This is a genomic window from Odoribacter sp. N15.MGS-14 (assembly GCF_000980245.1).
Classification (GTDB): Bacteria; Bacteroidota; Bacteroidia; order Bacteroidales; family Marinifilaceae; genus Odoribacter; species Odoribacter splanchnicus.
Genome location: NZ_LARE01000022.1, coordinates 15,886 through 41,851 on the forward strand (window position 1 = coordinate 15,886; position 25,966 = coordinate 41,851).

The window sequence follows — 25,966 nt, forward strand, 5'->3', positions numbered from 1 at the left end:
TTAGTTACCGAAATTCTGGGCTGCCAATTGTTGTACTTTGGCGGTATATTCTTCTGCACTGATCTGGCCACTGGCCAATTGTTGCTGTAATACTTGCACTTGTTGCAGATAGTTTTGCATACCGTTGCCCTGCATCATTTGTTGCATGTTTTGCATCATTTGTTGCTGCATGGCCTGCACGTTTTTCATATATTCGTTCATGTCGACGGTGCCTTCCTCTTCCTCCTCCTCTTCGTCGAGTTCATCTTCCATGATCGCTTCCATCGCTTTATAGAGTACAGGAGCAGCCTCATCCCACGGTTGGGCGGAACTCTTTTGCAAAGCTTTTACAACCACTTGGTTGACATCCTCCTGCAAATTGTTATAGTAATACATCTCGTAGAATTTATAAAGCATCATGACACAAGCGGTCATATAATCACCCGATTCCATATAACCGGAAATCTTTTTGTAACTGTCCTCGAAATTTTCCTGAATGTTTTGTAGGTTGGAACGACGTTTGTTCGGGATAAAAGTCTCGACAAAATAAAGATCTTCCGCCAGTTCTTCTTGGGTCATTTTTTGTAGTTTTTCGATGACTGCTTTTCCCTGGGCTGTGATTTCGGGCAGCGGTATATCTTCGCGGTCCATTTCCCGGATTGCCTTTTGCATATCGTTGAGCAGCTGACCCTGAGGTTGGGCGAAATACATGAATTTCATCAGGGTCGTGTCGATTATGTTCCAGATATAACCGTATTTGCGTGAAGGCTCGAAATATTTTACGGCATCCAGGCACTCTTTGCAACTGATTTGCACGGCTTGGTATATATTCTCCAGGCTTGCTGTATCGTAAGGGGTCGTTTTAGGCTCATAGATACGTTGTGCCCCGAATTTAGTCTCGAATTCATCGTCGTATTTGTCTCCCGTACAGCATATTTCCTGCAGGATATAATAGATTTTGTAAGGGTTGATCAATTGGATCGGACAGCTGTATTCAAACGAAAGGCGGTTATCCCGCAAATAGATCGTTGCCAGATCCATGGCGTTGAAATTGAGTCCTGCCACCTGACGGAGTAAGGGTATCCGCCCTTTTTCAGGAAGAGCGACAAAAGGAGCGGTGATACTGAGTTTTTCCTCGTCCAATTTGATGTTTACGATAATAGAACCGTGGGGAATATGAAATTCGTTTCCCTGTACATTGCCGTATTTCGTCCGGAAATCTCCGTTGATATAATCCAATAAGGCATAAAATGATTTCAGATACTCGTGATTTTCAAAAGCTTCCACGCTCGCATCGAAAGCTTCCACGTTCAATTTACTCTCGGTTGACGAGAGGATAGGAGGAGTAAAAGTTAAGGCTTGTTTCATCGTATAATATTTTTAAAAGATGTCTTTTTTTGACCACACTGACAAATGTAAAAAGGAAATAAAATTATACAAGAGAAGACCTTCTTTTTTTTTGCAGGTATTGACATTTTTTGTTTATTGTTGATACTTTTTGGGTATATGTTTTATAAACTGCTTAAATTTTGCCGACTTTCAACTTATTTATTCTATTTTTGTTTGACTGATAAAATACAAAGACGATGAAAAAATGTAGTGTGTTTTTGTTTCTTCTGGTTACGTTGGCTGCCGTCGGACAAAAAGAATACAGAATTGAAGGAAAAGTGCGGAATGCAGCCGGAAATACGGTGGTGCAACTGTTAGTGTGGGCTGGGAATATGGGGAAGGTTATCGGGAGCGATACCCTGAAAGACGGACGGTTTTCATTTCGGGGAAAGCTGGAAGAGGTGCCGTTACGGATGTCGGTTTTTGTTGAGGGGGATTCGGCATTATATGGTAATCTCTCATTTTGGGTCGGTGAACCGCTGACTAAAATAGAAGGGGATGAACCTTGTGTTGCCCTTTGGAAAGTCAAAAGTAAGTTGAGGCAACAGCAGGAAGAGAATCGGTTTGTGAAAAACTCCGCCCGCATCACCCGCGAATATGAGCGGGTAAGGTTCGATAAAGAGGATGAATATGTGGCGGAATATAAGGATCAGTATAGTAAGCATCCGAAGATGAAGGATTATCCCGTGACCCGTTTGTTCGACTCTTTGTCTGCCCTTAAAGCGGAAGCCGACCTGAAAATTTTGGAAGAACAGGCCGTTTTGTCGGAAGTCGGACTGGAAAGATTGTATGAGCATGCGCGAAAACTGCGTTCACCCCAATGTCCGCCAGGACTTCGGGAAAGGGTTGAAAAGCTTTATTTGCGCCTGGATCCGGCACTCAAAACTACTGCCCGGGGGAATGAAATCCACATTTATCTTTATCCGGTGAAAATCTGTGAGGTGGGAGATCGGTTGGCAGACGGCCTCCTCTTCGATCGCGAAGGCAGAGAGCATCACTTGTCGGACTACCTGGGAAAATATATTTTATTGGATTTCTGGAGCCGGGGATGTGGTCCTTGTCTGATGGCACAACCCGAATTGGAAGAGTTGGCGGAAAAATTCCGGGATAGTTTGCACGTGATCAGCATAAGCCTGGAGGTTTCGGAAAAAGGGTGGAAAGAGGCTATCCGGGATCTGAAAGGAATACAGTTGTGTGATTTTAAGGGAGAAGGAGGATTGATCGCTTCGTATGGTTTTGACGGGATCCCGAAATTTGTGGTTATCGGTCCTGACGGGAAGATCCTGGACAAATGGACTGGATATGGGAAAGGAATTTTTGAGGCTCGCTTGAAAAAACTGTGTAAAATATATGACGGCGAAAATAAATAAGACCAATGCTGCCCGTTTGCTTGATAAAGCAAAGATCGCTTACGAGCTGGTACCTTATGAAGTAGACGAAAATAATCTGGCAGCCACCCATGTGGCGGAACAACTGGGAGAAAATATCGCCCAGGTATTTAAAACACTGGTATTGCGCGGAGATAAAAACGGCTTGTTCGTTTGTGTTGTCCCCGGAGATGCCGAAGTCGATTTGAAACTGGCGGCAAAAGTTTCCGGCAATAAAAGTGCGGCGATGATCCATATGAAAGAACTGTTACCGGCAACCGGGTATATCCGGGGAGGATGCTCTCCGGTCGGAATGAAAAAGGCTTTGCCCACTTTTATTCATACTACTTGCATGGATTTCGGGTATATCTACATCAGTGCAGGGATGCGGGGATTACAGATCAGGATTGCGCCGGCCGATCTGGTGGAATTTACCCGGGCAGAGGTTACCGATCTTATTCTCACCTGACTAGACTTCCCTGATTCCGGAGTAACTTGATAAACAGTATAAAATTGGAATGGTGGATATAGCAGCGACTTTAATTCATTGGTATGCAGAAAATAAAAGGGAATTACCCTGGCGGGAAACCACCGATCCTTATCGGATATGGATTTCGGAGATTATCCTTCAGCAGACACGGGTGGTGCAGGGATTGGAGTATTTCAACCGTTTCATGTTGCGTTTTCCCGATGTACGGGCATTAGCGGAAGCACCCGGAGATGAGGTGATGAAATATTGGCAGGGCCTGGGATATTACAGCCGTGCCCGTAATCTTCATGCAGCGGCAAAGGAAATTGTGGAAAAATTCGGCGGGGAGTTTCCCCGCAACTATTCCGATGTACTTACCCTGAAAGGGATCGGGGAATATACGGCGGCGGCTATTTGCTCGTTTGCCTGGAAATTGCCCTATGCTGTCGTGGATGGGAATGTTTACCGGGTATTGGCCCGGATCTTCGGTATCGATACCCCTATCGACAGTAACGCAGGGAAGAAAGTGTTTTCCGGGTTGGCTGCCGAACTGCTTGACCGGCGTCATCCGGACCTTTACAATCAGGCGATTATGGATTTCGGAGCCATACAATGTACGCCGAAAGTCCCCGTTTGTTTATATTGTCCGTTACGGGAAAATTGTGTGGCACTGGCTTCCGGTCAAGTTGAAAAATTACCGGTGAAAGCAGGAAAAGCAGTCGTTAAGCCCCGTTATTTCAATTATTTGCATATCCATTGCAGGGGTGTGAATTTGCTGGCCCGTCGCGAAGCGAAAGATATTTGGCAAAATTTGTACGAATATCCGTTGATCGAAACCGGGCAGGAAACCGAATTGGAGGTATTGCAACAAACCCCGGCCTATCTGGAATTGATGCAAGAGGCAGGAGAAATACAGATACTCCGAAGTTTCATCATGCCCAAACATGTACTTTCACACCGCATTATTTACGCCCGTTTTTATGAGATCGAAGTAGAACGTTTTTCTCCGGCGATGCAGCGCTTTTTACAGGTACCGGAAGAGGAACTGGAACAATATGCCGTTTCCCGTTTGATCGCGCTGTACCGGGAAAAATGATTAAGAAGAAACGGCTTTGTCCGGCCAGGGCAGGAATACGGCAAAAGTTTGTAATAATACCGACAAGACAATGAGGCCCAAACCGATGTAAAAAGCCCCGTTCAACTCCCGGGCTTCGTGGAAGAAAAGCATAGCCAGGATAATGCTGTATACGGGTTCGAGATTATATGTCAGGTTGACCGTAAAGGCCGATACTACTTTTAAGACCTGTATTTGCAGTAGGTATAAACCGATGGTACAAACGGAAGCCAATAGGATCAGATAGATCAGGTCGGAGACGTCCGGGAAGATCGTTTCTACCGGAAAATAGCGGAGATAAAAAGGTAAAAGACAGCTCAGACCGACAAATCCGCCGGACATTTCATACAAGAGCATCGTGCTGGCATCGTGGCCGGCAGCTACTTTCTTATTCGTAATCGTAAACAAGGCGGCCAGGACCGAAGAGGTGATCCCTAAGAGGATACCCTGACGGTAACGGGTGTCCAGATGGAAAATCAAAGCTATACCCAGTAGGGTAAGCAGGCTGAAAAGTACTTCTTTGACAGAGATGCGGTGACGGTTGATCCAGGGTTCCAGAAAAGCCGTGAAAAAACTGACCAGTGAAAAGCAGACTACACCGATGGAGATGTTGGAAGCTTTGATACTCCCATAAAAGAATACCCAATGCAGTCCTAATAATATCCCGATGCCACCGATCTTGAAAACTTCTTTCCAGCCTATCCGGGGAAAGCGTCTCCGGACTGCCGATAGTAGGGCGAACAGCAGACCTGCCAGCAACATCCGGTACCAGACCAATAAACCTTCATTGAGCGAAATCAGCCGCCCGAAAATGCCCGTAGCCCCCGCGAGCAGAACGGATAGATGGAGTTTAAAAAAAGCTTCTTTCATGTTTGTCATTTCACCTGAACTGAACCGGGCACAAATGTACAAGGAAAATACGATTTTTCAATGATTAAAAACGGTGACAAGAGGTAAAACGGTTGAAACGGCTGGCCAGAATTGGCGGTTATCGGTGGGCTGCCGTTTCAACCATTGTCTTCGTGGAATTTTTACCTGCTTTCCAGGGCTTGCTGGCGTTTGACCTCTTCCAGTATTTTCTTGAGATCGGTCTGGGTTTTCCGGGCCATTTCTTTACCGCAATGTTCATCTGCCTGATAAAAACGGGCGATAGCCCGGATCCGGATCGGTTCGGGAACATCGGCTGTTGCGGCAGTGAAATTAGAAGTCAGGCGGTCTTTTTCGTCTGCCGGCAACAGGCGGTATAAATCTCCCGGTTGGGTGTAGAAATCGTTGTCCTGGGGATAATGGCCGGCAGCGTTTTCCAGTTCCAGGGGGGGATAATTGTATTTCGTGTCGGATACCGGACCGTTGAAACTATTCGGTTCGTAGTTGACGCTGGCACCTGCATTGCCGTCGACACGCATATGCCCGTCCCGGTGATAATTATGCACCGGACAATGAGAGCGATTGACCGGGATGCTATCGGCATTTACACCCAAACGGTAGCGGTGGGCATCGCCATATGCGAATAACCGGCCCTGGAGCATCCGGTCGGGAGAGAAGCCTATTCCGGGAACTGCATTGGCCGGATTGAAAGCCGATTGTTCTACATCGGCAAAATAGTTTTCCGGATTCCGGTTCAGTTCTATCAGGCCTACTTCGATTAACGGATAATCTTTGTGGCTCCATACTTTGGTCAGATCGAAAGGATTGAAACGATAGGTTTTGGCTTCTTCTTCGGGCATAATCTGAACACACATTTTCCATTTAGGAAAATCTCCTTTTTCGATATGCTCGAATAAATCCCGTTGTGAATGTTCCCGGTCTTTGGCCACGATCTGTTCGGCTTCTTCATTGGTATAATTAGCGATTCCCTGTTGTGAGATCATATGAAATTTCACCCACACCCGTTTGTCTCCGGCATTGTAAAAACTGTAGGTATGGCTTCCGAAACCGTGTTGCTGCCGCATATTCCGGGGGATACCACGGTCGCTCATCAGGATCATCACCTGATGAAGGGATTCCGGGGTCAGGCTCCAAAAGTCCCACATCGCTGTATTGCTGCGTAGGTTGGTCTTAGGGTCCCGTTTTTGGGTATGGATAAAATCCGGAAATTTCAGGGGATCCCGGACAAAAAATACCGGCGTATTATTTCCCACCAGATCCCAATTGCCTTCGTCGGTATAGAATTTCAGTGCAAATCCGCGTACATCACGCTCTGTATCGGCTGCTCCCCGCTCCCCTGCAACCGTCGAAAAGCGGGCGAACAGATCGGTCTTTTTCCCTACTTTAGAAAAAATAGCCGCTTTGGTGTAACGGGTAATATCGTTCGTGACGGTGAAAGTACCGAAAGCACCACATCCTTTGGCATGCACGATACGTTCCGGTATTCGTTCACGGTTGAAATGGGCCAGTTTTTCGAGTAGCCACACATTTTCGAGTAGTTCAGGGCCCCGGGGACCGGCTGTGCGGCTGTTCTGATTGTCTCCGACAGGTATCCCGGCTTCGTTTGTCAACTGAGTTTTTTTGTCTTCCATAATGATAACATTTGAGTTAGATATGTCGGTTTTACGGAAAGACAGGGTTTTACGATACACCTTACGAAGATATTTCGTTTATATAATCGTATACTGCCTTTGAAATTTTGGCGATTATGGCGGCATTGGTTTTGTCGTCTTCCATCGAATCGGTTATAAAAACGGCAATTGTATAATGATCGCCGCCATGGGGAAGATAGACAAATCCCATATCGTTGTCTCCGGCTTTCATGCCTGTACTGTCCCGGTCGGAGCTCCCGGTTTTATGGCCGATAATCGTTTCGGCCGGTAAAAGACCTTTTAGTTTGTCGCTGCCGGTGGAAGTCGCTATCATCGTATTTTCGAGAAATTTTTGATAAACAGGCGATAACAGTTCCTGCTGTATGAATTTTTCCAGCAAACGGACAGCCGAAGAGGGACGGGTATGATTCAGGTAGGGGTCGCCGGACTTATGCATCCGGTCCTCGGTAGCTGTGATTTTCATTTGTTTGATACCCTGACGGCGGACATATTTTTGTAGGGCACTTGTGCCTCCCAGATAATCGATCAGGATGTCACAAGCATTGTTGTCACTCAGGGCGACACTGTATTTCAGCAGTTCCCCGATAGTTATCTTAAAATTGCCTTCCGGGCGGGCTTCCCGGAGCGGACTGTAGGTATCCGGATGCAAGTCCGGTTTACTGATAAATAACTCGGTCTCCAACGGAAGCCCTTGCTTATCCAGACGTTCCAGCACGGCTAATGCCAGGGGAAACTTGAATGTACTCATCATCGGATATCCGGCTTTGTCGTTTACGGTTACCAGGATTTTACCGTTGTATAATACGGCGATTCCGACGGTGGCTTTTTTATTTTCAATAATAGATTTTAGCTGTTGGGCGAGTGGTTCCTGGCTGTAAAGCGGTGTCAGCGCAGTGAGGAAGATCAGGCAAAAAAATAGTTTGGAAAACATCGTAAATAATCGTTTTGAGGTTAAGCATGAAGATCGATTGTGCCATGGACAGATTTCAGGCTACCCGGAATCAGTTCGTGGACCATAAAATAGGGCGCTAATTCTTCCGGCAGACCGGCTTGCCGGATACCGTATTCTCCGATCGCTTTGAAACCGAAACGTCCGTAGTAGGCCGGATTGCCGCAAAGAAAAGCTGCCCGGTAACCCATACTTTGGGCAAGTCGTAAGCCTTCTTTGAGCAAGGCCGATCCGACACCCTGATTGCGGTAGTCCAAAACGACGGATAAGGGTGCTATCATCAAAGCTTCGTATGGAGTGCCGTCATCTTGGGTGACTACGGTCCGGGTCAGCATAATATGGCCGATTAATTTCCCTTGGCATTCCGCGACCAGGGCTAGTTCGGGAATATAATTCCCATGGATGCGCAGACGGTTTGCAAAATCCTGCTCGTCTCCGTCGCTGACTTCTGCTGTTGCGAAAGCTGTCCGGATAAGCTCGTAAATAGCCGGGAACTCTGCTTCGCGTTCCTGCCGGACGGTAAATGAAGATTTATTTTTCATCCCTATTTCGTTTTGGGACCAATATAATGCGTATATTTGACATAAACAATAAAACGGCAAAAATGGAAATTGAAAAGTTTATAGAAAATTATCGGGAAGCTTTCGGCGAAGCGGCCGGACTGCCGGTTGTATTTTGGTATTCCGACGAAGAGACCGGGCATACCGAAAAGATCGGCGGGTGTTTTTTTAAAGGTATGCAAGAGGTTCGTGCCGGCAATACGATTAGTTTGAATGCGGAAGTCATCGGATGTGGGGGAGGAAAGTTTTATACCGGATTTGCTCCGATGCCCGAACATGTTCCGGGTTTTGTGTCGTTAAAGGAGAAATACAAGAAAACTCCCGGAATGGTAAAGGAATTTGTCGATGAGTTGGGGATTCCCCGCGCAGAGAAAAAATATTTGCATTTTGCCCGGATCGATCGGGTAGAGCATTTCGACGGCTTGGAAGGCATCTTGTTTTTAGCTACACCGGATATATTGTCGGGTTTGACTACCTGGGCTTATTTCGATAATAATAGTCCGGATACGGTAATGGCTATGTTCGGATCGGGTTGTTGTTCTGTTGTGACCCAGGCCGTTCTGGAAAACCGGATGGGAGGGAAACGAACTTTTCTGGGGTTCTTCGATCCTTCGGTACGGCCTTGGTTTGAAGCGGATATCCTGAGCTTTACCATTCCTATGTCACGGTTTAGGGTAATGTACGACACGATGCGTGAAAGCTGCCTCTTCGGTACACCGGCCTGGGCAAAAGTAAGGGAACGGATAAACCGGGTGAAGAATGCGGAATAAAGGATGAAAAAGACCGGACAGATTTTATATCTTTGGCGGAAATATCAAGCACATCATTATGGGAACATCGGATAACGGGCAGGAAGTACTCCGGCAAAACCTGGAGGAAAAAGGAACATTTCAGGCATTGTATCAAATGCATTTGTTATTTCGGGAAAAGGGGAAACGGCCGGAAGGGAAAAAGATCCTCGGTAGGTTGCAGAAAGAATTCGGGCAGGTCGATCTGGTAGCGGATGTCGATCATTCGTTGGCTACTTTTGCCATCGCTGATTTTCCGGTAGAATACAAAAAAGATAAAAAGGTTATTCCGGCTCAGGTATTGATGGCCGATTTCACACCTTTCGATCCGGCTTCTGTCGACCGGATGCAACGTTCCCAGTTGTGGGATTGTCCGGATGGGGAAAAATTGCTGGACAGTTGTAAGTATAAACTGATGCTTTCCGATTTCCTGGCTGCCGGATTGGAATACAAGCTTCGTTGCCGTATGCTCGCCCGCTGGCTGGAAATTGCTTTGGAGCTATTCGATGATTGTGTGGGAGTATGGATCCCGGCTAGCGGTAAACTGCTTACCCGGCAACAGTTGCTGAATAATCCGTACCGGGGAGATGACCGTTTTCTGTATTTTGGAGTGAATATCCGTTTTTTCAATATCCAGGGTACGGAGGATATGATGGTAGATTCCTTAGGGCTATATGCTGTCGGTTTACCCGATGTACAATATCATTTCCACGGCCTCGATCCCAACGATGTGGTAGATCATGCTTATCGTGCCGTCGGCTATCTCTTCGGGCACGATGCTCCCGTAAAACCGGGGGAGACCATCGGTGGACTCAAAGACGGGCAATTGAGTGCCGAAGTACACTGGCCTTGTCGCTATGAGAAGGCTTTGCTGCAACCCGAACGGGAAGTGATGGATATCTGCCCCGGAGAATATGCTTCCGGCAATCGTCCGGAGTAAACCGGGGATCGGTTTCATTATCCTAATCCGAACTCCATGATAGAAATACCCGAATCTACCATTATCGGCCGGCAGGCTACATGAGATTATCCGCGAAACATATCTCGGCGGTACGGTATACTATTGTCCCGTATGTCAAAAACTGTGATAGTTCGGCAGGGGGCTAAACTTTATAAATAACACGTGATGGAATTGACATTAAAAATCGATCAGGAAAAATGTATCCGTTGTGGCAAATGCGTCAGGGTTTGTCCTTCGATGATTCTGCAGCAAGCAAAGGCTGCCGGGGAAGTGGAAGTGAAAGAATGGCAAAATTGTATCGTATGCGGACACTGTGTGGCCGTTTGCCCTACCGGTGCAGTAGAACATTCCGGATTTCCTGCCGGGAAGGTACACGAATTCGATTACTCCGATTACCCGGCACCTGCTCAGATGATGCTGTTGTGTAAAGCCAGGCGCTCCAACCGGGCCTTCACCGCTCAGTCTGTCCCCGAAGAGTTGCTACAACAGATCCTGGAGGCTGCTCACCGTGCTCCTACCGCAAGCAATGCCCAGCAGATCGGTTTTACAGTAGTTACCGATCCGGTCCGGTTACGGGAAATCACCGGATTTACTTTAGGAGTATTCAAAAATGCACTCAAAAAGATGCAGAATCCTTTATTGACTCCTTTGGTAAAATGGCTTATGCCCGATGCTTTCCGGTATATCCCTGTATTCGAACGCTTGTTGCGGGAGGATACCAAAGGAAACGATCTCATCCTGCGAAAAGCCAAAGCGGTTGTGTTCATCCATGCTCCCCGGACCAGCCGTTTCGGTTATCAGGATGCCAATCTGGCTTATCAGAATGCCTCGCTGATGGCTGAGTGTCTGGGAGTAAGCCAGTTTTATACCGGATTTGTCTGCTCGGCCATAGAGCAGGATAAAAAAGGGACATTGGAAAAGAAATTGGGGATCGATGGAAAAATATATGCCGGAATGGCTTTGGGAATGCCCGCTTTCCGTTATAAAAATTATATAGACCGGAAGGATTTGAAAGTAAATAGATTATAGCTGCAACTTTTGTATCCTATCGAATAGTTTCAAATAAATTACTCCATATTTTATAAAATCACGGTGGTCCCGGGAGGTCGTGCAATAAATTGTAGTGAAGCCTGCGATTTTTCAGATTTGTTTTTTATATTTATCGACAAGTGTTTATCTGGGACGACAGGATAGGTGCTGGTTATACAAAATATTAAAAACAAGCTGAAGAGTTGTGGCGGCCGAATTTCCTGTAAAACTTTTGCCGGGGTGATTCGATATTTCCGACTGTTTTGGCATGATACACGGAACGATATGGATAAAAAATTTTTGAAGCAATTGGCCCGGTGGCACGAAGACGATGAATTTCAGAAAATAGTAGATGCCATACTGGCTCTTCCTGAAGAAGAACGTGATTACGATTTGACCGGGCAATTGGCCAGGGCTTTGAACAACCTGGAAGATTACGAGACGGCTGCTGAAGTGTTATTGACCGTGGAAGCGGAAGGGCAGCACGATCCCTTGTGGCATTACCGTCTGGGGTATGCATATTACTATAGTGATCGGTTCGGGCAGGCTAAAGAAAGGTTCGAACAGGTATTGCGGCTCACCCCTGACGATCAGGATGCCCGTATGTTTTTGGGATGGTGTGACGAAGAGCTGACACCCGGGGGAAAAGTAAAGAAACTGAATGCCCGCCTGACGACCCCTGAAGCGATGACCGGGGGCAAGACCTTCCGGCAGCGTACGGCTGAATTCTGGCAATGGTTTACGGACAATGAACCCCGGTTGGCTGCTATGATTGAAAAACGGGGAGAGGAGGACGTGGATAAAATGGTGGATTTTATTTCCGGAGGAGTACAGCTGATCTCCGGCGAGCTGAATTTTAATCTCGGTGGTGATTATGAATTTACCTTCACCATCGAAGGGAAGAACTATCTCTTTTATCTGTTGCCCTGGTTGGTGGAGCAGATGCCGGAGCAGTTCCGCGGAAAATGGCATTTCTTTCCTTGCATGCAGGGCACTCATGGGGAGAGTTTCGGATTTCAGATGTACGGTAAAGACGTGCAGTTGGATGAGGTGATGGTAGGATTGAAATATAAGGAAGACCAGAATTATTTCGATATCCGTTTTTATGATGAACAACTTTGTTCTCTCGACGATAATTCTTGTTACAATGCTTTTTATATCATGATGGAGCTGACGATCGGTGAGGCGCTGTCGCATATCTATATCGGTAATGTCGACAAGGCGGATGGGATGGAAGCAGGCATGTTTCCCCTTACCAGGCTGGAAGCTTGTATGACCGTAGCGCTCGAAGAAGCTAAAAAAGAGATTCTTACCCGTCCTGACGAGCGTTATAGTGTTTATAGAATGGAATTCGATACCGTTAAGGATTTACGTTATGATATGGTCATCGGGACTACCTGTTTTTCCGATCTTCTGCAGGATTATTTCAATGGGGAGACGGAGAATGCCGATAAGTTGGCTGCATGCGGGAGCAAGGCGGTATTTTTGGTGATGCCGGTGGGAGAAGCCGATCGTTCCGGGATGTTGAAACTCCGCTATGAGATCGAAGACCGGTTGACGGCAGAAGTACTCGGTAAAAAGGGATCCGGCCGTGAGATCGGAATCTTATTGGGAGGAACTATGGGGCGCGATAATTTATACATCGATTTGCTGCTTTACGATGCCCCTGCTTTTATGGAGCAGGCAAGCAGTCTGCTGGGGCAATATTCCTATCCTTTCTATTTGGCCGAATTTCGGCCGGAGAGTCGTTTGGTAGCCCTGGCAAATGTCGGTTGATCCTATGCCGGAGATTCCGTTGTCCCCGGCGAATCGGTCCGCCGTATCGTAGAATTTGCGGATTGTCGTGCCGATGGGGATTCCGGTATCCGGTGCAAACCTTTAGACAAGGCCTGTTTCGAAGTCCTGGGGAAAATAGAAGAAGGATTCGGAGGTAAAAGGAGGAGTTTTAATATGTTTTTGAAACTTTGTGGGGGGCGGTTACGATATATTATCGGTTATTAACCCTTGGGGAAAGGAAGATGATGAAGAATACGATGATGATTTGTCTAGCCTTATTTGCAGCTTTCGGATGTACAGGTCAGAGTAAGGCAGGTAAGGGTAAAACACAGGAATTGACGACTATGGAAAATCAGAAAGAAATTTATCTGGCAGGGGGATGCTTTTGGGGAACAGAGCATTTTATGAAACAGATCCGGGGAGTGGAAGCCACTCAGGTCGGTTATGCAAACAGTACCGTTGCCGATCCGGATTACCGGCAGGTATGTAGCGGACGGACCGGGGCTGCCGAGGCTGTGAAGGTGGTTTACGATCCGGCCGAAGTGGGATTACCTCTGTTGCTCGGCCTTTATTTTAAAACCATAGACCCCACTAGCCTGAATAAACAAGGCAACGATCGCGGTACCCAATACCGTACCGGGATTTATTATACGGACCCTGCTGACCGTGAGGTGATTGTCCGGGCCGTGGACGAACTGTCGAAACGATACGATCGTCCTTTGGCGATAGAAGTAAAACCTTTGGACAATTTTTATCCGGCCGAAGGTTATCACCAGGATTATCTGGACAAGAATCCCGGTGGATATTGTCATATCGATCCGGCTCTGTTCGGGCTTGCCCGTCAGGCCAATCTCCGGCCGGCCGGTGAAGGGATGAACCCCCCGCAGACGGTTTACCGCCGTCAGGACGATGCGACCCTGAAAAAAACATTATCCCCCGAACAATATGCCGTTACCCGGAAAAATGCCACGGAACCGCCCTTTCAAAATGCCTATTGGAACGAATACCGGGAAGGGATTTATGTAGATATCACAACGGGTGAACCGCTTTTTATATCGGCTGATAAGTTCGATTCGGGTTGCGGATGGCCGAGTTTTTCCAAACCTATCGACCAGGGGCTGATCGATGAAAAGACCGACACTTCCCATGGTATGCGCCGGACTGAAGTACGCAGCAAGACGGGTGATGCTCATCTCGGACATGTGTTTAACGACGGTCCGAAAGACCGGGGCGGATTACGCTATTGTATCAACAGCGCTTCTCTGCGTTTTATTCCCAAAGAGGACATGGAAGCCCAGGGGTATGGGGCATATTTACCCTTGTTGGACAAAAAATAAGATCGTATTTCCCTAAGTGTGTAAATTTACTTCTGTACAACAGGCGTTTACAAGCCATGATTGCTAAGGACTGAAAATCGGAGAGTTTCAACCGGAGAATTATTTCCGAGATTTGTTCCTGTGTAAATTCCATAATAATTCATTTTTGAAATTCGTCATTACAAAAATAAAAATTACTGGGATTTACACACTTTGGGGTACACTATCCGGGCGAGCCCAGATTTTACCTCAAAATACCTTTTCCCCTTCAATTTGCCACAAATAAAAAAGAGTCAGTTTTAGCTAACTCTTTGATTTTCAGCGGAGAGGGAGGGATTCGAACCCCCGGACCTGTGACAGTCAACGGTTTTCAAGACCGCCGCGATCGACCACTCTGCCACCTCTCCAATGCGGATGCGAAGATAGAATGAATTTTGAAAAAAAACAAAATAATAAGAGTTTTTTTGTAATTGGTCATTGGGGTGATCGTTGTGATTTAGTTGTTTTGTTTTAATAGATTGATATACAAAATTTTATCGGAACCGATAGATTTATCGGTTCCGGGGATTTTTATAGAAATGTTTTAGCAACAGGTAACCGGCGAGACCGGCGAATACGGAACCGCTGATGATACCTAATTTGGCTTGGTTGAGCAGGGTGGGACCGATGTCGGGGAGCCCGGCATAGGAGAGGTTGGCGATGAACAGGGAGACGGTGAAGCCGATTCCGCCCAACATGGATACACCGAGAAGGCTACGGGCATCCATGTGTTCCGGCATGTTCAGTAATTTGCTTTTCACGGCCAGCCATGTGAATGAGAAGATGCCGAGCAGTTTGCCCAGGACGAGGGCGATGAATACGCTGAGTGTCACTCCTTCGATGTCGGCCAGGGTGAAATGTTCGAAAGAGATGCTGGCGTTGGCGAAGGCAAAGAGAGGCATCACCACGTAGTTGACCAGGGGATGCAGGTTATCGTCCATCGATTGCAAGGGACTGATCACTTTGTCGGAGGCCGATTCGACATGACGGAGGATAGCGCGTTCCGAGTTGCTCAGCATGTATTTATTATTGGCCATGTCGGCGGTTTCGGGAAGCTTTTGCAAGCTGGCCCGGATTTCTCCGACATATTTGTAGATGTTCAGCTTGGGACGTGCCGGGACGGTGAAGGCTACGATGACACCGGCGATGGTCGGATGAATCCCCGAATTCAGGAATAAGTACCACACGACGATGCCGAAGAAGATATAAAACAGCTTGCTGTTGATTCCGGCTTTACCGCCTATCCACAGAATGAAAATAATCCCTAATGCCCAAAGCAAGTATTCCAGGATCAGATTACTGCTGTAAAAGGCTCCGATGACAATGATGCCACCGATATCGTCTACTACGGCGAAAGTGGTCAGGAAGATTTTCAGGCTCAGGGGGATGCGTTTCCCTAGTAAGGATAATACTCCCAATGAGAAAGCGATATCCGTGGCCATCGGGATGGCGGCTCCCCGGCTGGCAGGGCCTTCGGGGCAAATCAGGGAAAAGATGAGGATGGGGACGAGCATTCCTCCGCAAGCTGCGACAACCGGAAGTAAAGCTTTGCGGGGTGAAGAGAGTTCGCCGACCAGGATCTCCCGTTTGATTTCCAAACCGACGGAGAAGAAGAAGATAGCCATCAGCGCATCGTTGATCAGGGACATGAAGGTCATATTCCCACCGTGGACGTGAAAGAGATTGATGTCTCCGAATTGCAAAATGACCTCTTTGGCAAAAAAGGCATCGTAGGTTTCGCGTAAGGGTGTATTAGCTATGATCATTGCGGCTGCGGCAACGAAAAGCAAGACGGCCCCACCGTTTATCTTTGCTTTGATAAAGTGACGTAGGGGCGATTTGAATATATTATAATCCATAAGTTTTCATTTTTTTGAACCAGAGGGCAAACTGTTCGATTCCTTTCCCGAGTGAGGTGGTGGCCCTGTAATTATAATCGGTATGGAGTTTGGTGGTGTCTGCCCAGGTCTGATACACATCTCCGGGTTGCATGCCGACGAATTCTTTCCGGGCGGTTTTACCCAGATGTTGTTCCAGGAGTCCGATAAAATCCATGAGCTGAACCGGAGAACCGTGACCGATGTTATAGATGACGGCCGGTACTCCCGGGACATCTTCCCGCACTAAGCCCGGGTGGTCGAGTATTGTGACGATCCCGGCGATAATATCGTCGATATATGTGAAATCCCGGGATAAACGTCCCTCGTTGAATATCCGGATCGGTTTATCTTCCAGGATAGATCGGCCGAAAAGCATCGGTGCCATGTCCGGGCGTCCCCAGGGACCATAAACGGTGAAAAAGCGTAGTCCGACGGTCTGGAGGCCGTAGAGCCGGGAGTAGGTATAGGCCATCAGTTCGTTACTCTTTTTGGTGGCGGCGTAGATACTGACCGGATGATCGGCCCGCGCATCTTCGCGGAACGGTACTTCGGTCGAATTGCCATATACCGATGACGAAGAAGCGAAAATCAGACGGGGAATATGATGGTGGCGGCAGCCTTCCAATATATGCAGAAAACCCGACACATTGCTGTCGATGTAGGTCTCCGGATGTTCGAGGCTATAACGTACTCCGGCTTGTGCAGCCAGGTTGATTACCGTATCGAAGGCCCGGGAAGCGAAAAGTGCGTCGAGGGCAGGTTTGTCACAGAGGTCCATTTGCCTGAACGTATAATTGGGGTAAAGGGTAGAGCGGTATTCCTGTTCTTGACGGGAAAGATCGATTCCGCATGCTTTTAAACGGGCTTTTTTCAGGGATACGTCGTAATAACTGTTTATCGAGTCGATGCCATAAGTGGCTATGCCTTGCCGGGCAAGAGCTTTTGCGAGGTGGTAACCGATAAATCCGGCACTTCCGGTAATTAAAACTTGCATTAGGTTCGTTGCTTTAATTAAAAAGTAAATTGCTGATTACTTAACAATCGATGTTTATATTTTTGATACAAAGTTAAAAAGTATTTATAACAAAAATAGGTATATCGGATGAAATAAAAAAATTAAGTCGCCATGAATTGACGACTTAAATTACTAACCCTAAACAGAAACAAACTATGAAATTGATTCTTATACAAAGGTAATACTAATTGTGAACGCTTCAAATTAAATATTGTTAATTAGACACAATAAGTATGTGCCTTTTGTGTATGGGGTTAATCACTTTATTATGAGTTGTTTATTCGTCTTCACAAAAGAGCCCTTTTTCTAGCCGGATGGGAATAATCCGGTTGGCTAATCCGGCATCGTAGGGGAGTTTTACTTTGATATAATTGTCTGTGAATCCGCAGATATACTGTTCGATTTTGTTGTCTTCGAACAATACAGGACGGGTTTCCCCTTCGAACCGGTGATAGAAAGCGGTTAATTTTTTTTGTGATACGGAAATCAGCCGGTTTACCCGCCGGTGTTTTTCTTCCTGAGGAACGATCAGGGGGATATCCAGCGCTTTGGTTCCCTGGCGTTCGGAATAAGGGAATACGTGAAGCCGTGAAATGTCGAGCGTCTCGATGAACCGGAGGGCGTCTTCGAAACAGGCTTCGGTTTCACCCCGCATGCCGGCTATGACATCGACGCCGATAAAAGCATCCGGTAGCAGGTGGCGGATGGTGCGGATCTTACCGGCGAATAATTCCCGGTCATAACGCCGGTGCATGAGCTTCAACACTTCGTCGTTACCCGATTGCAAGGGGATATGGAAATGGGGCATGAAGCGCTTGGAGGTTGCTACAAATTCAATGATTTCGTCGGTCAGCAGGTTGGGCTCGATAGAAGAAATCCTGAACCTGGCAATCTCTTCCTGGCGGTCGAGTTGTTGCAATAGTTGTAAGAAATTCATATCCGTGCCCCGGCCGAAATCGCCGGTATTGACACCGGTGAGTATCACTTCCTGGATCCCTTTGCCGGCCACCTCGCGGAGAGCGTCGAGGATCCGCGGCAGACTGGCACTCCGGCTTCTTCCGCGGGCAAAAGGAATGGTGCAATAAGTACAGAAATAGTCGCAACCGTCCTGGATTTTCAGGAAACAACGGGTACGGTCGCCGAAAGAGTAGGCCAGGTCGAAATTGCTGATTTTGAAAATATCACACGAGTGAGGTTCTTGCTTTTCCTGTTCTTCGAGGTGTTGCAGATAGTGGGCGACATTGAATTTTTCTCCGGCCCCCAATACCAGGCTCACTCCGTCGATAGCCATGATTTCTTTCGCTCTGAGCTGGGCATAACATCCGACAACTACGATATAGGCGCCCGGGTTGTGGTGAATAATTTTACGGATCAACTGCCGGCCTTTTTTTTCGGCCATATCGGTCACGCTACAGGTATTGATCACAAAGATATCGGCGCCTTCTTTATCGGCTACGGTTTCAGTGCCTTCTTTTTCAAGGCTGTGCCTGATGGTAGACGTTTCTGAAAAGTTCAGTTTACAACCCAAGGTGATATAAGCGACTTTCTTCCCTGCAATATTCATATTTGTACCGACTGCTATTAAATTTCTATAATCGCTTGCAAAAGTAATGATTTGGCTTGTAATTTGCTATCTTTGTACAGTACTGTTGAGTTTTTATTTTTTACTTTTAACCTTTACCTTTTATGCGTTATTATATTATAGCAGGGGAAGCATCGGGCGATTTGCATGCGTCGAATTTAATCCGGGGATTGCGGGCTGAAGATCCGGAAGCCGACATCCGGGGGTGGGGCGGGGACCTGATGCGTGAGGCAGGAGCGGAGATCGTCCGGCATTACAAAGATACGGCTATCATGGGATTTCTGACCGTATTGAAGAATCTCGGTAAGATCAAGGCCAATATCCGCTTGTGTTGTGAGGATATCCGGAGTTGGAAGCCGGACGTGGTGATCCTGGTGGATTATGCCGGTTTCAACCTGCGTATTGCCCGGTTTGCCAAAGGGATCGGTTTGAAAGTATTTTATTACATTTCGCCGAAGTTGTGGGCCTGGAATACCGGGCGCGTAAAAAAGATCAAGCGGTATGTCGACCGGATGTATACGATTTTTCCTTTTGAAACGGATTTTTACGGGCGCTATCATTATACGGTGGAATACGGAGGTAATCCGCTGGTGGATGCGATCGATGCCCGGCCTTACCGGGAGGAGACTTTTGCCGGGTTTATAAAAGCGAACGATTTACCGGATAAACCGATCATCGCTTTACTGGCCGGCAGCCGGAGCCAGGAGCTGCGTTATGTGCTGCCGGCAATGCTTCGGATGGTGGATCATTTCCCCGATTATCAGTTTGTGATCGCCGGGGCTCCTTCGATGTCGGATGCCGATTATGCTCCTTACCTGAAGGGACGGGAGGTACGTATTTTGTATGGGCAGACTTATCGTTTGTTGAGTCAGGCGAAAGCGGCTCTGGTTACCTCGGGTACGGCGACCCTGGAAACGGCTTTACTGCGTATTCCCCAAGTGGTTTGTTACAATGGTGAAGGAGGTAGGTTGAGTTATTATTTGTTCAAGACCTTCGTTAAAGTAGACTATATTTCGTTAGTCAACCTGATTTTCGGTGGGGAAGTCGTCAAAGAGCTGATGATGCACCGGCTGACCGAAAGAAATATCCTCAACGAGCTCTCCCGTATCCTGTACAGCGAACGTGACCGGGAGAAAATGCTCCGGAATTACGATGAGGTGATCCGCCGTTTAGGGCAACCCGGAGCTTCGGCCCGGTTTGCTAAAATGATGGTACGGGATGCTAAGAATTTAATCGGTTAAAGCCGGGTTTTAATATAACTTTGTAGTTATTATGTGCTTTTGATATTTTAGTAAACCAGTTTTACATTATCGATCCAGAATTTGGCGTCCGGGGCACCGATGTAGGCTCCGCCATGGCCGGAGGAGAAACGGAGGATAATGTGGGTGGGAGTAGTGTCGGGAGAGGCCCAGCCGATCTCCTGGATGGGGACGATCTTCCCCTGGCTATTGGCGGCATATTGTGTCGATTCACCTTTTACCAGGTCCATATAAGGCTGGTAAAAATCCTTTCCGGTAATATCTCCGTAATGGATTTCTATCCGATGGCCGTTTTGCCATTCTTTTACTTCCTGGTCATAACGTTCGTAGGCTGTGCCGACGCGTTTGGCAAACAGATTCCCTTTTTCGTCTTCCCAGCGGTATTGCAGCAATAGGCTGGCTTCGGCATTATTCTGTTCCGGGATATCGACGATACGGCTGAAACCTGTCGCTTTGATCTGTTTCCCGCCCGGCTCTACTTTATAATCGAATTCCAGGGCTTTCGGTCGTTTCGTGAAAGGAATATTGTTATTGAGTTTGCTTTGCGGATTTTTAGTGTCCCGCACGGGTTCCATCACTTCACCGACAAATATCGTTCCGGTGGCTAATACCGATATATTGATCAATCCAAGCACTTTGACGCGTTCCATACGGGTTTCGAGCCGGGCACAATAACCGGAATCCCTTTTCTCCGGGAATACGGTTACACTGGCTTTCACCACTCCGCTGACTTTAGCCATGACGGTCGACGTAGCCCACGGAGATATACTATTCTTATAAGGGGTGTTGTTTTTCAGCGTATCGCCCGGTGTGATCTCATACAGATATTTTGTATTTCCTCCGATAACAAGGGATTCGTCGACTACCCGTACCATCCACTGATTCATATCTCCGTAAGGAAATAATTCGGTGGTATCGTTTTGTGCACGCAACTGTCCGGCAAAGGATAGCATAATAAACAGGCTGTATATCGGTTTCATAGTAACAGATTTTAATTGAAATAGATGTATTGCCCCTTTGCTAACAAAAAAGATGCCAATATTAATGTGAAAATATGTAAATGCTAAAATAATTATCGGGTGAATCGGGGGATTCGTCGTGAAAAAGGGGGAATGTATATATTTAAATTGTAGGGGTGGAGAACAGAAAATACATTTGTAACGTGAAAATGAACTTAAAAGATACATTATGAATGCATATTGGAAAGGGATAGTCCTGGGACTGGTCGTGTTGTCCGCCCCGGTGATGGCTCAGGAAAAACCGGCTGTGTGGGATTTGAAATCCTGCATTAATTATGCCCGGGCACATAATATTCAGATTCGGCAAAGTCGGATCGCATGGGAAGAAAGTTTAGAAAATACGAAGCAGGCTAAAGCGGACCGGCTGCCTTCTCTTTCTTTTACAACGGCTCACAATTATGTGAACCGTCCCCGTCCCGAAGCCGGTGATAAAAATTCGTATTCCGGAAGTTATAACCTGAATTCTTCCGTATCTCTGTTCGAAGGAGGAAAAATCCGGAAGAACGTACAACAGATGGACCTGCAAAATGAGGTGCAGGGGTTGACGATCAAGGAATCTGAAAATAACATCGAACTGGCGATTACCCAAGCATTTGTCCAGGTATTGTATGCTGACGAAGCGGTGAAAATTAACGAAGGGACGGTAGAAGTTTCCAAAGCCCAGCGGGATCGTGGCAAAGCTTTATTGGAGGCTGGAGCATTATCGAAAGCCGATCTCGCTCAGCTGGAAGCTCAGTATGCCACCGATAAATATCAGTTGGTTGTAGCCCGGACAACGCTCGCAAACGCTCAGCTGGAATTGAAACAATTGCTCGAATTAGGGGTGAACGACCAGATGGAACTGGCTATTCCGCAATTGACAGATGAAAGCGTGTTGGTCGTTTTACCGTCTAAAGAGAGTGTTTACCTGACTTCGCTGGGAATCATGCCGGAAGTGAAATACAACCAATTGAATATCCGGGTAGCGAATCTGGAGAAGGAGAAAGCGTGGGCGGGATATTTACCTAACGTTACCTTGTCTGCCGGTTTAGGAACCAGTCATGCTTCGGGTATCGGCACGGGGTTCGGGACGCAGACGAAACACAATTGGAGTGAAAATATCGGTTTGACGCTGAATATACCGATTTTTAATAAACGTTCGACCAAGACGGCGGTCAATCTGGCTAAACTGAATATCGAGAATGCCCAACTCAATTATGAGAACGTACAGAAAGAATTACTGAAATCGGTAGAGACGGTTTATCAGGATGCGGTATCGGCGCAGAACCGTTTCCGTTCGGCCCGGGAGAATCTGACCGCTACAGAATTGTCTTTCGAGCTTACTCAGGAACAGTTTTTCCTGAAAGCAAAAAATACGGTAGAATTGATGACGGAGAAAAACAACTTGTTGGCTGCCCAGCTCGAGTTGATACAAGCCAAATATATGGCGATCCTGAATCAGCAATTGTTGAATTTCTATCAGGGTATAGAGATCAGTATCCAATGATAGAGGTATGTGAGAACCAAGTGATTGTATGACAATATAAAAAAGAATATATGAAAAAAGGGAAATTAATAACGATCGGGGGAGCTATCGTAGTTCTGGCCTTGTGCGGATATTTCTTTATGGGTACTTCTTCAAAAGGGAAAATCAGTTTTCAGACTGAAAAAGTGACCCGTAATTCGATGACGGATGTCGTAGTGGCGACAGGGACGGTAGAGCCGGTGACCAAGGTGGATGTCGGTACGCAGGTTTCGGGTATCATCGACCGTATCTATGTCGACTACAATAGTGTTGTGAAAAAAGGGCAGCTGATTGCTGAGATGGATAAGGTGACCTTACAGGCAGAACTGGAATCGCAGGAGGCTCAGTTGGCGAATGCCAAAGCAGAATACGAGTATCAGCAAAAAAATTATGCCCGCAGTAAAGTGCTGTTCGAAAAGCAACTGATCAGCGACAGCGATTATGAAGAGGCGACGTATAATTATGAAAAGGCTAAAAGTACCTACGAAAAGTCGAAAGCCGATATTGTAAAGGTGAGAAGAAATTTGGGATATGCCGTGATTACCAGTCCGATAGATGGTGTCGTTATCAGTAGGGAAGTGGAAGAAGGACAGACGGTGGCTGCCGGATTCGAAACTCCGACTTTGTTTACCATTGCTAAAGATTTGACGGAGATGCAGGTGATTGCAGACGTGGATGAGGCTGATATCGGCGAAATACGCGAAGGACAGCGGGTTACCTTTACCGTAGATGCCTACCGGAACGATGCGTTCGAAGGGGTTGTGACTCAGGTACGGCTGGAGGCTACCGTGGAATCGAATGTGGTGACCTACGAAGTGGTGATCAGTGCACCTAATCCGGATCTGAAACTGAAACCGGGCTTGACGGCTACCGTGTCGATTTATACACTGGAGAAGAATAACGTATTGACTATTCCTCCCAAAGCATTGAAATTTATGCCCGATCAGGCTTTGACCGAAGCTAATGGAATCGTACTGAAACCGATCCATGTGGATAATTCTGCCTTACAGAAAACAGTGTGGGTGAAGAATGGACAAACGTTGGAAGAAAAAGAAGTACAGACGGCTACTGCGACGACTTCACTCCTGGAGATCACCGGTGGTCTCGCTGAGGGAGACGAGATTGTCGTGGCGATGGAACAATCCGGTAAAAAAGCGATGGGAACTCCGCAACCCGGAGAAACAGAATCCAGTCCCTTTATGCCGAAACCACCGGGACAAGATAAGAAGAGTAAGAAGTAAAATGTAAAAGGCTATAGGCTGGAAGCTATAGGCTAAAAGATGGGGAGGAGGAGATAAGGGGGAGTTGCGGGAAATTGGTGGAGAAGGTAAATCGATGATTTAGAAAGTAGAGGAACTTAGTAACTCATTAACTCAGCAACTTAGTAACTTAGTAACTCAATAACTCAGCAACTCAATAACTCAGCAACTCAATAACTCACACACAATGAATGCTATAATTGAATTAAAAGATATCAAGCGTGATTTTCTGGTAGGAAATGAGACGGTACATGCTTTGCGGGGGGTATCCTTTGCTATTCAGCCAGGAGAATTCGTGACGATCATGGGGACCAGCGGATCGGGGAAATCTACTTTACTGAATGTGCTGGGGTGTCTGGATACGCCGACAGCCGGGGAGTATTGGCTGGACGGGTATTCGGTCCGGCAGATGGGAAAGAATGAGCGGGCGGAGCTGAGGAATCATAAGATCGGTTTTGTATTCCAGTCTTATAACCTGCTTCCGAAGACTACTTCGATCGAGAATGTCGAGCTTCCGTTGATGTATAATCCGGCGGTTTCGGCTAAGGAACGGGAAAGACGGGCGATAGAAGCGCTCGATTCGGTAGGGTTACATGACCGGTTGTATCATAAGTCGAATCAGATGTCCGGAGGACAGCAGCAACGGGTGGCTATAGCCCGGGCGTTGGTGAACGATCCGGTATTGATTTTGGCCGATGAGGCTACGGGAAACCTGGATACCCGTACTTCTTTCGAGATTCTGACGTTGTTTCAGGAATTGTATACCCGGGGAAGGACTATTGTTTTTGTCACCCATAATCCCGAATTATCGGCGTATAGCAGCCGGACTATCGTGTTGAAGGATGGGCGGGTGATTCAGGATACCCGGAATGAAAAGATTGCTTCGGCCAAAGAGACGCTGGCCGCTTTACCGAAGAATGAGGATTAATTAAATCGAAATACAATGAATTTTGCGAATTTATTCAGGATTGCTTTGCGGGCCCTGGGAAATAATAAGATGCGGGGATTTCTGACGATGTTGGGGATCATTATCGGTGTCGCTTCGGTGATTACCATGCTGGCTATCGGTCAGGGATCTAAGCGGAGTATCCGTGCTCAGATCGCGGAGATGGGTTCTAATATGATCATGATTCATCCGGGTGCGGATATGCGGGGAGGGGTACGGCAAGATCCGGCTGCCATGCAAAGTCTGAAACTGGACGATTATCAGGCGATTGTCGATGAAACCCGTTATGTTTCGGCTTGTTCGCCATCGGTGAGTAGCAGTGGACAAGCGATCTACGGATCCAATAATTATCCGACCAGTATCTATGGGATAAATCCGGATTATCTTGAAATTCGTAAATATACCCTGGCGGAAGGGGATATGTTTACGGAGGAGGATATTCTCGGATCGGCGAAAGTCTGTGTCGTCGGGAAAACGATCGTGGATAATCTGTTTACCAATGGGGAAAATCCGGTGGGGCAAATTATCCGCTTCGGAAAAATACCTTTCCGTATTATCGGAGTCCTGACATCGAAAGGTTATAATACAATGGGGATGGACCAGGATGATCTTATCTTAGCACCTTATACAACCGTCCAGAAACGTATCCTGGCCATCACCCATTTACAAAGTATATTCTGTTCGGCGCTTTCTGAAGATCAGACCGAACTGGCAGAAGAGGAGATTGCGAGTATCCTGCGCAGGAATCACAGGCTGAAAGAATCGGATGACGATGATTTTAACATCCGTTCCCAACAAGAACTGAGCTCGATGATGAATTCCACAACGGACATGATGACGATGTTGTTGGCGTGTATTGCGGGGATCTCTTTACTGGTCGGCGGTATCGGGATTATGAACATCATGTATGTGTCGGTAACCGAACGTACCCGGGAAATCGGACTGAGAATGTCTATCGGAGCGAAGGGGCGGGATATTCTGGCCCAGTTCCTGATCGAGGCGATTCTGATCAGTGTGACCGGTGGATTGATCGGTGTGGTGTTCGGTATCGGAGCCTCGTGGGTGGTCAAGTTGGTTGCGGGATGGCCGGTATATGTGCAGCTGTATTCTGTTGTACTGTCGTTTGTGGTCTGTACGGTGACGGGAATCTTCTTCGGTTGGTATCCGGCACAGAAAGCTTCTAATCTCGATCCGATCGAAGCGATCCGGTATGAGTAGTTTATTTA

Annotated in this window: 22 protein-coding genes and 1 tRNA gene; 13 read left to right on the forward strand and 10 right to left on the reverse strand. The window is 47.1% G+C overall.

Annotated elements, in window-relative coordinates; genetic code table 11:
- On the reverse strand, positions 1-1,347 hold the full coding sequence (locus tag WS34_RS06810; protein WP_022159655.1) for a hypothetical protein: 1,347 nt from the start codon (positions 1,345-1,347) through the stop codon (positions 1-3).
- 218 nt (positions 1,348-1,565) lie between these two features.
- Here WS34_RS06810 and WS34_RS06815 point away from each other — a divergent pair, with 218 nt between their 5' ends.
- The 3 genes from WS34_RS06815 to mutY are packed head-to-tail and all read left to right on the forward strand — an operon-like array spanning position 1,566 to position 4,300.
- Positions 1,566-2,738, forward strand: a complete 1,173-nt coding sequence (locus WS34_RS06815; protein ID WP_022159654.1) for a TlpA disulfide reductase family protein — start codon at positions 1,566-1,568, stop codon at positions 2,736-2,738.
- Positions 2,719-3,204: a Cys-tRNA(Pro) deacylase gene (gene ybaK / locus WS34_RS06820; protein ID WP_022159653.1), complete on the forward strand. Its 486-nt coding sequence runs from the start codon at positions 2,719-2,721 to the stop codon at positions 3,202-3,204. The genes WS34_RS06815 and ybaK overlap by 20 nt, the downstream gene beginning before the upstream one ends.
- A gap of 49 nt (positions 3,205-3,253) precedes the next feature.
- Positions 3,254-4,300 (forward strand): A/G-specific adenine glycosylase, encoded by a 1,047-nt coding sequence (gene mutY, locus WS34_RS06825; protein ID WP_046403905.1) that lies wholly within the window; start codon positions 3,254-3,256, stop codon positions 4,298-4,300.
- On the opposite strand, the gene WS34_RS06830 is transcribed toward mutY, so the two are convergent.
- From WS34_RS06830 to WS34_RS06845, 4 genes are all read right to left on the reverse strand, one after another.
- Positions 4,301-5,188 carry a DMT family transporter gene (locus WS34_RS06830; protein WP_046403923.1) on the reverse strand — a complete coding sequence of 296 codons (888 nt, stop codon included), beginning with the start codon at positions 5,186-5,188 and terminating at the stop codon, positions 4,301-4,303.
- Positions 5,189-5,349: 161 nt separating this feature from the next.
- Complete coding sequence (locus WS34_RS06835; RefSeq protein ID WP_046403907.1) at positions 5,350-6,837, reverse strand: catalase; 1,488 nt, start codon at positions 6,835-6,837, stop codon at positions 5,350-5,352.
- A 61-nt stretch (positions 6,838-6,898) separates the two neighbouring features.
- Complete coding sequence (bla, locus tag WS34_RS06840; protein ID WP_046403513.1) at positions 6,899-7,789, reverse strand: class A beta-lactamase, subclass A2; 891 nt, start codon at positions 7,787-7,789, stop codon at positions 6,899-6,901.
- A 20-nt stretch (positions 7,790-7,809) separates the two neighbouring features.
- The gene (locus tag WS34_RS06845) at positions 7,810-8,349 is read right to left on the reverse strand and encodes a GNAT family N-acetyltransferase (RefSeq protein ID WP_022159648.1); all 540 of its coding nucleotides are present in this window, start codon (positions 8,347-8,349) and stop codon (positions 7,810-7,812) included.
- A 62-nt stretch (positions 8,350-8,411) separates the two neighbouring features.
- On the opposite strand from WS34_RS06845, the gene WS34_RS06850 reads away from it, so the two are divergent.
- From WS34_RS06850 to msrB, 5 genes are all read left to right on the forward strand, one after another.
- Complete coding sequence (locus WS34_RS06850; protein ID WP_022159647.1) at positions 8,412-9,137, forward strand: DUF169 domain-containing protein; 726 nt, start codon at positions 8,412-8,414, stop codon at positions 9,135-9,137.
- A gap of 58 nt (positions 9,138-9,195) precedes the next feature.
- The gene (locus tag WS34_RS06855; protein WP_022159646.1) at positions 9,196-10,095 is read left to right on the forward strand and encodes a DUF4261 domain-containing protein; all 900 of its coding nucleotides are present in this window, start codon (positions 9,196-9,198) and stop codon (positions 10,093-10,095) included.
- A 186-nt stretch (positions 10,096-10,281) separates the two neighbouring features.
- Positions 10,282-11,145, forward strand: a complete 864-nt coding sequence (locus WS34_RS06860) for a nitroreductase family protein (protein WP_087381416.1) — start codon at positions 10,282-10,284, stop codon at positions 11,143-11,145.
- Between the two features lie 285 nt (positions 11,146-11,430).
- Positions 11,431-12,921: a tetratricopeptide repeat protein gene (locus tag WS34_RS06865; protein WP_022159644.1), complete on the forward strand. Its 1,491-nt coding sequence runs from the start codon at positions 11,431-11,433 to the stop codon at positions 12,919-12,921.
- A gap of 245 nt (positions 12,922-13,166) precedes the next feature.
- A complete protein-coding gene (gene msrB / locus WS34_RS06870; RefSeq protein WP_046403929.1) occupies positions 13,167-14,258 on the forward strand; it encodes a peptide-methionine (R)-S-oxide reductase MsrB in 1,092 nt (363 codons plus the stop codon).
- 301 nt (positions 14,259-14,559) lie between these two features.
- Here the strand turns inward: msrB and WS34_RS06875 are convergent.
- The 4 genes from WS34_RS06875 to mtaB all read right to left on the reverse strand — a co-directional run bounded on the left by WS34_RS06875 (position 14,560) and on the right by mtaB (position 18,735).
- A tRNA-Ser gene (locus tag WS34_RS06875) sits at positions 14,560-14,644 on the reverse strand.
- Between the two features lie 144 nt (positions 14,645-14,788).
- On the reverse strand, positions 14,789-16,135 hold the full coding sequence (nhaA, locus tag WS34_RS06880) for a Na+/H+ antiporter NhaA (RefSeq protein WP_046403910.1): 1,347 nt from the start codon (positions 16,133-16,135) through the stop codon (positions 14,789-14,791).
- A complete protein-coding gene (locus tag WS34_RS06885) occupies positions 16,125-17,150 on the reverse strand; it encodes an NAD-dependent epimerase/dehydratase family protein (RefSeq protein ID WP_022159961.1) in 1,026 nt (341 codons plus the stop codon). Before WS34_RS06885 ends, nhaA begins: the two co-directional genes overlap by 11 nt.
- Positions 17,151-17,448: 298 nt before the next feature.
- Positions 17,449-18,735, reverse strand: a complete 1,287-nt coding sequence (mtaB, locus tag WS34_RS06890) for a tRNA (N(6)-L-threonylcarbamoyladenosine(37)-C(2))-methylthiotransferase MtaB (RefSeq protein ID WP_046403912.1) — start codon at positions 18,733-18,735, stop codon at positions 17,449-17,451.
- Between the two features lie 122 nt (positions 18,736-18,857).
- On the opposite strand from mtaB, the gene lpxB reads away from it, so the two are divergent.
- Positions 18,858-19,994 (forward strand): lipid-A-disaccharide synthase, encoded by a 1,137-nt coding sequence (gene lpxB, locus WS34_RS06895; RefSeq protein ID WP_013610668.1) that lies wholly within the window; start codon positions 18,858-18,860, stop codon positions 19,992-19,994.
- Between the two features lie 47 nt (positions 19,995-20,041).
- Here the strand turns inward: lpxB and WS34_RS06900 are convergent, their stop codons facing one another.
- Complete coding sequence (locus WS34_RS06900; protein ID WP_013610669.1) at positions 20,042-20,992, reverse strand: PCMD domain-containing protein; 951 nt, start codon at positions 20,990-20,992, stop codon at positions 20,042-20,044.
- 208 nt (positions 20,993-21,200) lie between these two features.
- Between WS34_RS06900 and WS34_RS06905 the strand changes: the two genes are divergently transcribed.
- The 4 genes from WS34_RS06905 to WS34_RS06920 all read left to right on the forward strand — a co-directional run bounded on the left by WS34_RS06905 (position 21,201) and on the right by WS34_RS06920 (position 25,958).
- Positions 21,201-22,517, forward strand: a complete 1,317-nt coding sequence (locus WS34_RS06905; RefSeq protein ID WP_046403517.1) for a TolC family protein — start codon at positions 21,201-21,203, stop codon at positions 22,515-22,517.
- A 50-nt stretch (positions 22,518-22,567) separates the two neighbouring features.
- On the forward strand, positions 22,568-23,776 hold the full coding sequence (locus WS34_RS06910; RefSeq protein ID WP_046403914.1) for an efflux RND transporter periplasmic adaptor subunit: 1,209 nt from the start codon (positions 22,568-22,570) through the stop codon (positions 23,774-23,776).
- Between the two features lie 205 nt (positions 23,777-23,981).
- Complete coding sequence (locus tag WS34_RS06915) at positions 23,982-24,722, forward strand: ABC transporter ATP-binding protein (protein WP_046403915.1); 741 nt, start codon at positions 23,982-23,984, stop codon at positions 24,720-24,722.
- A 15-nt stretch (positions 24,723-24,737) separates the two neighbouring features.
- Complete coding sequence (locus tag WS34_RS06920) at positions 24,738-25,958, forward strand: ABC transporter permease (protein ID WP_013610673.1); 1,221 nt, start codon at positions 24,738-24,740, stop codon at positions 25,956-25,958.
- Positions 25,959-25,966 lie beyond the last annotated feature (8 nt).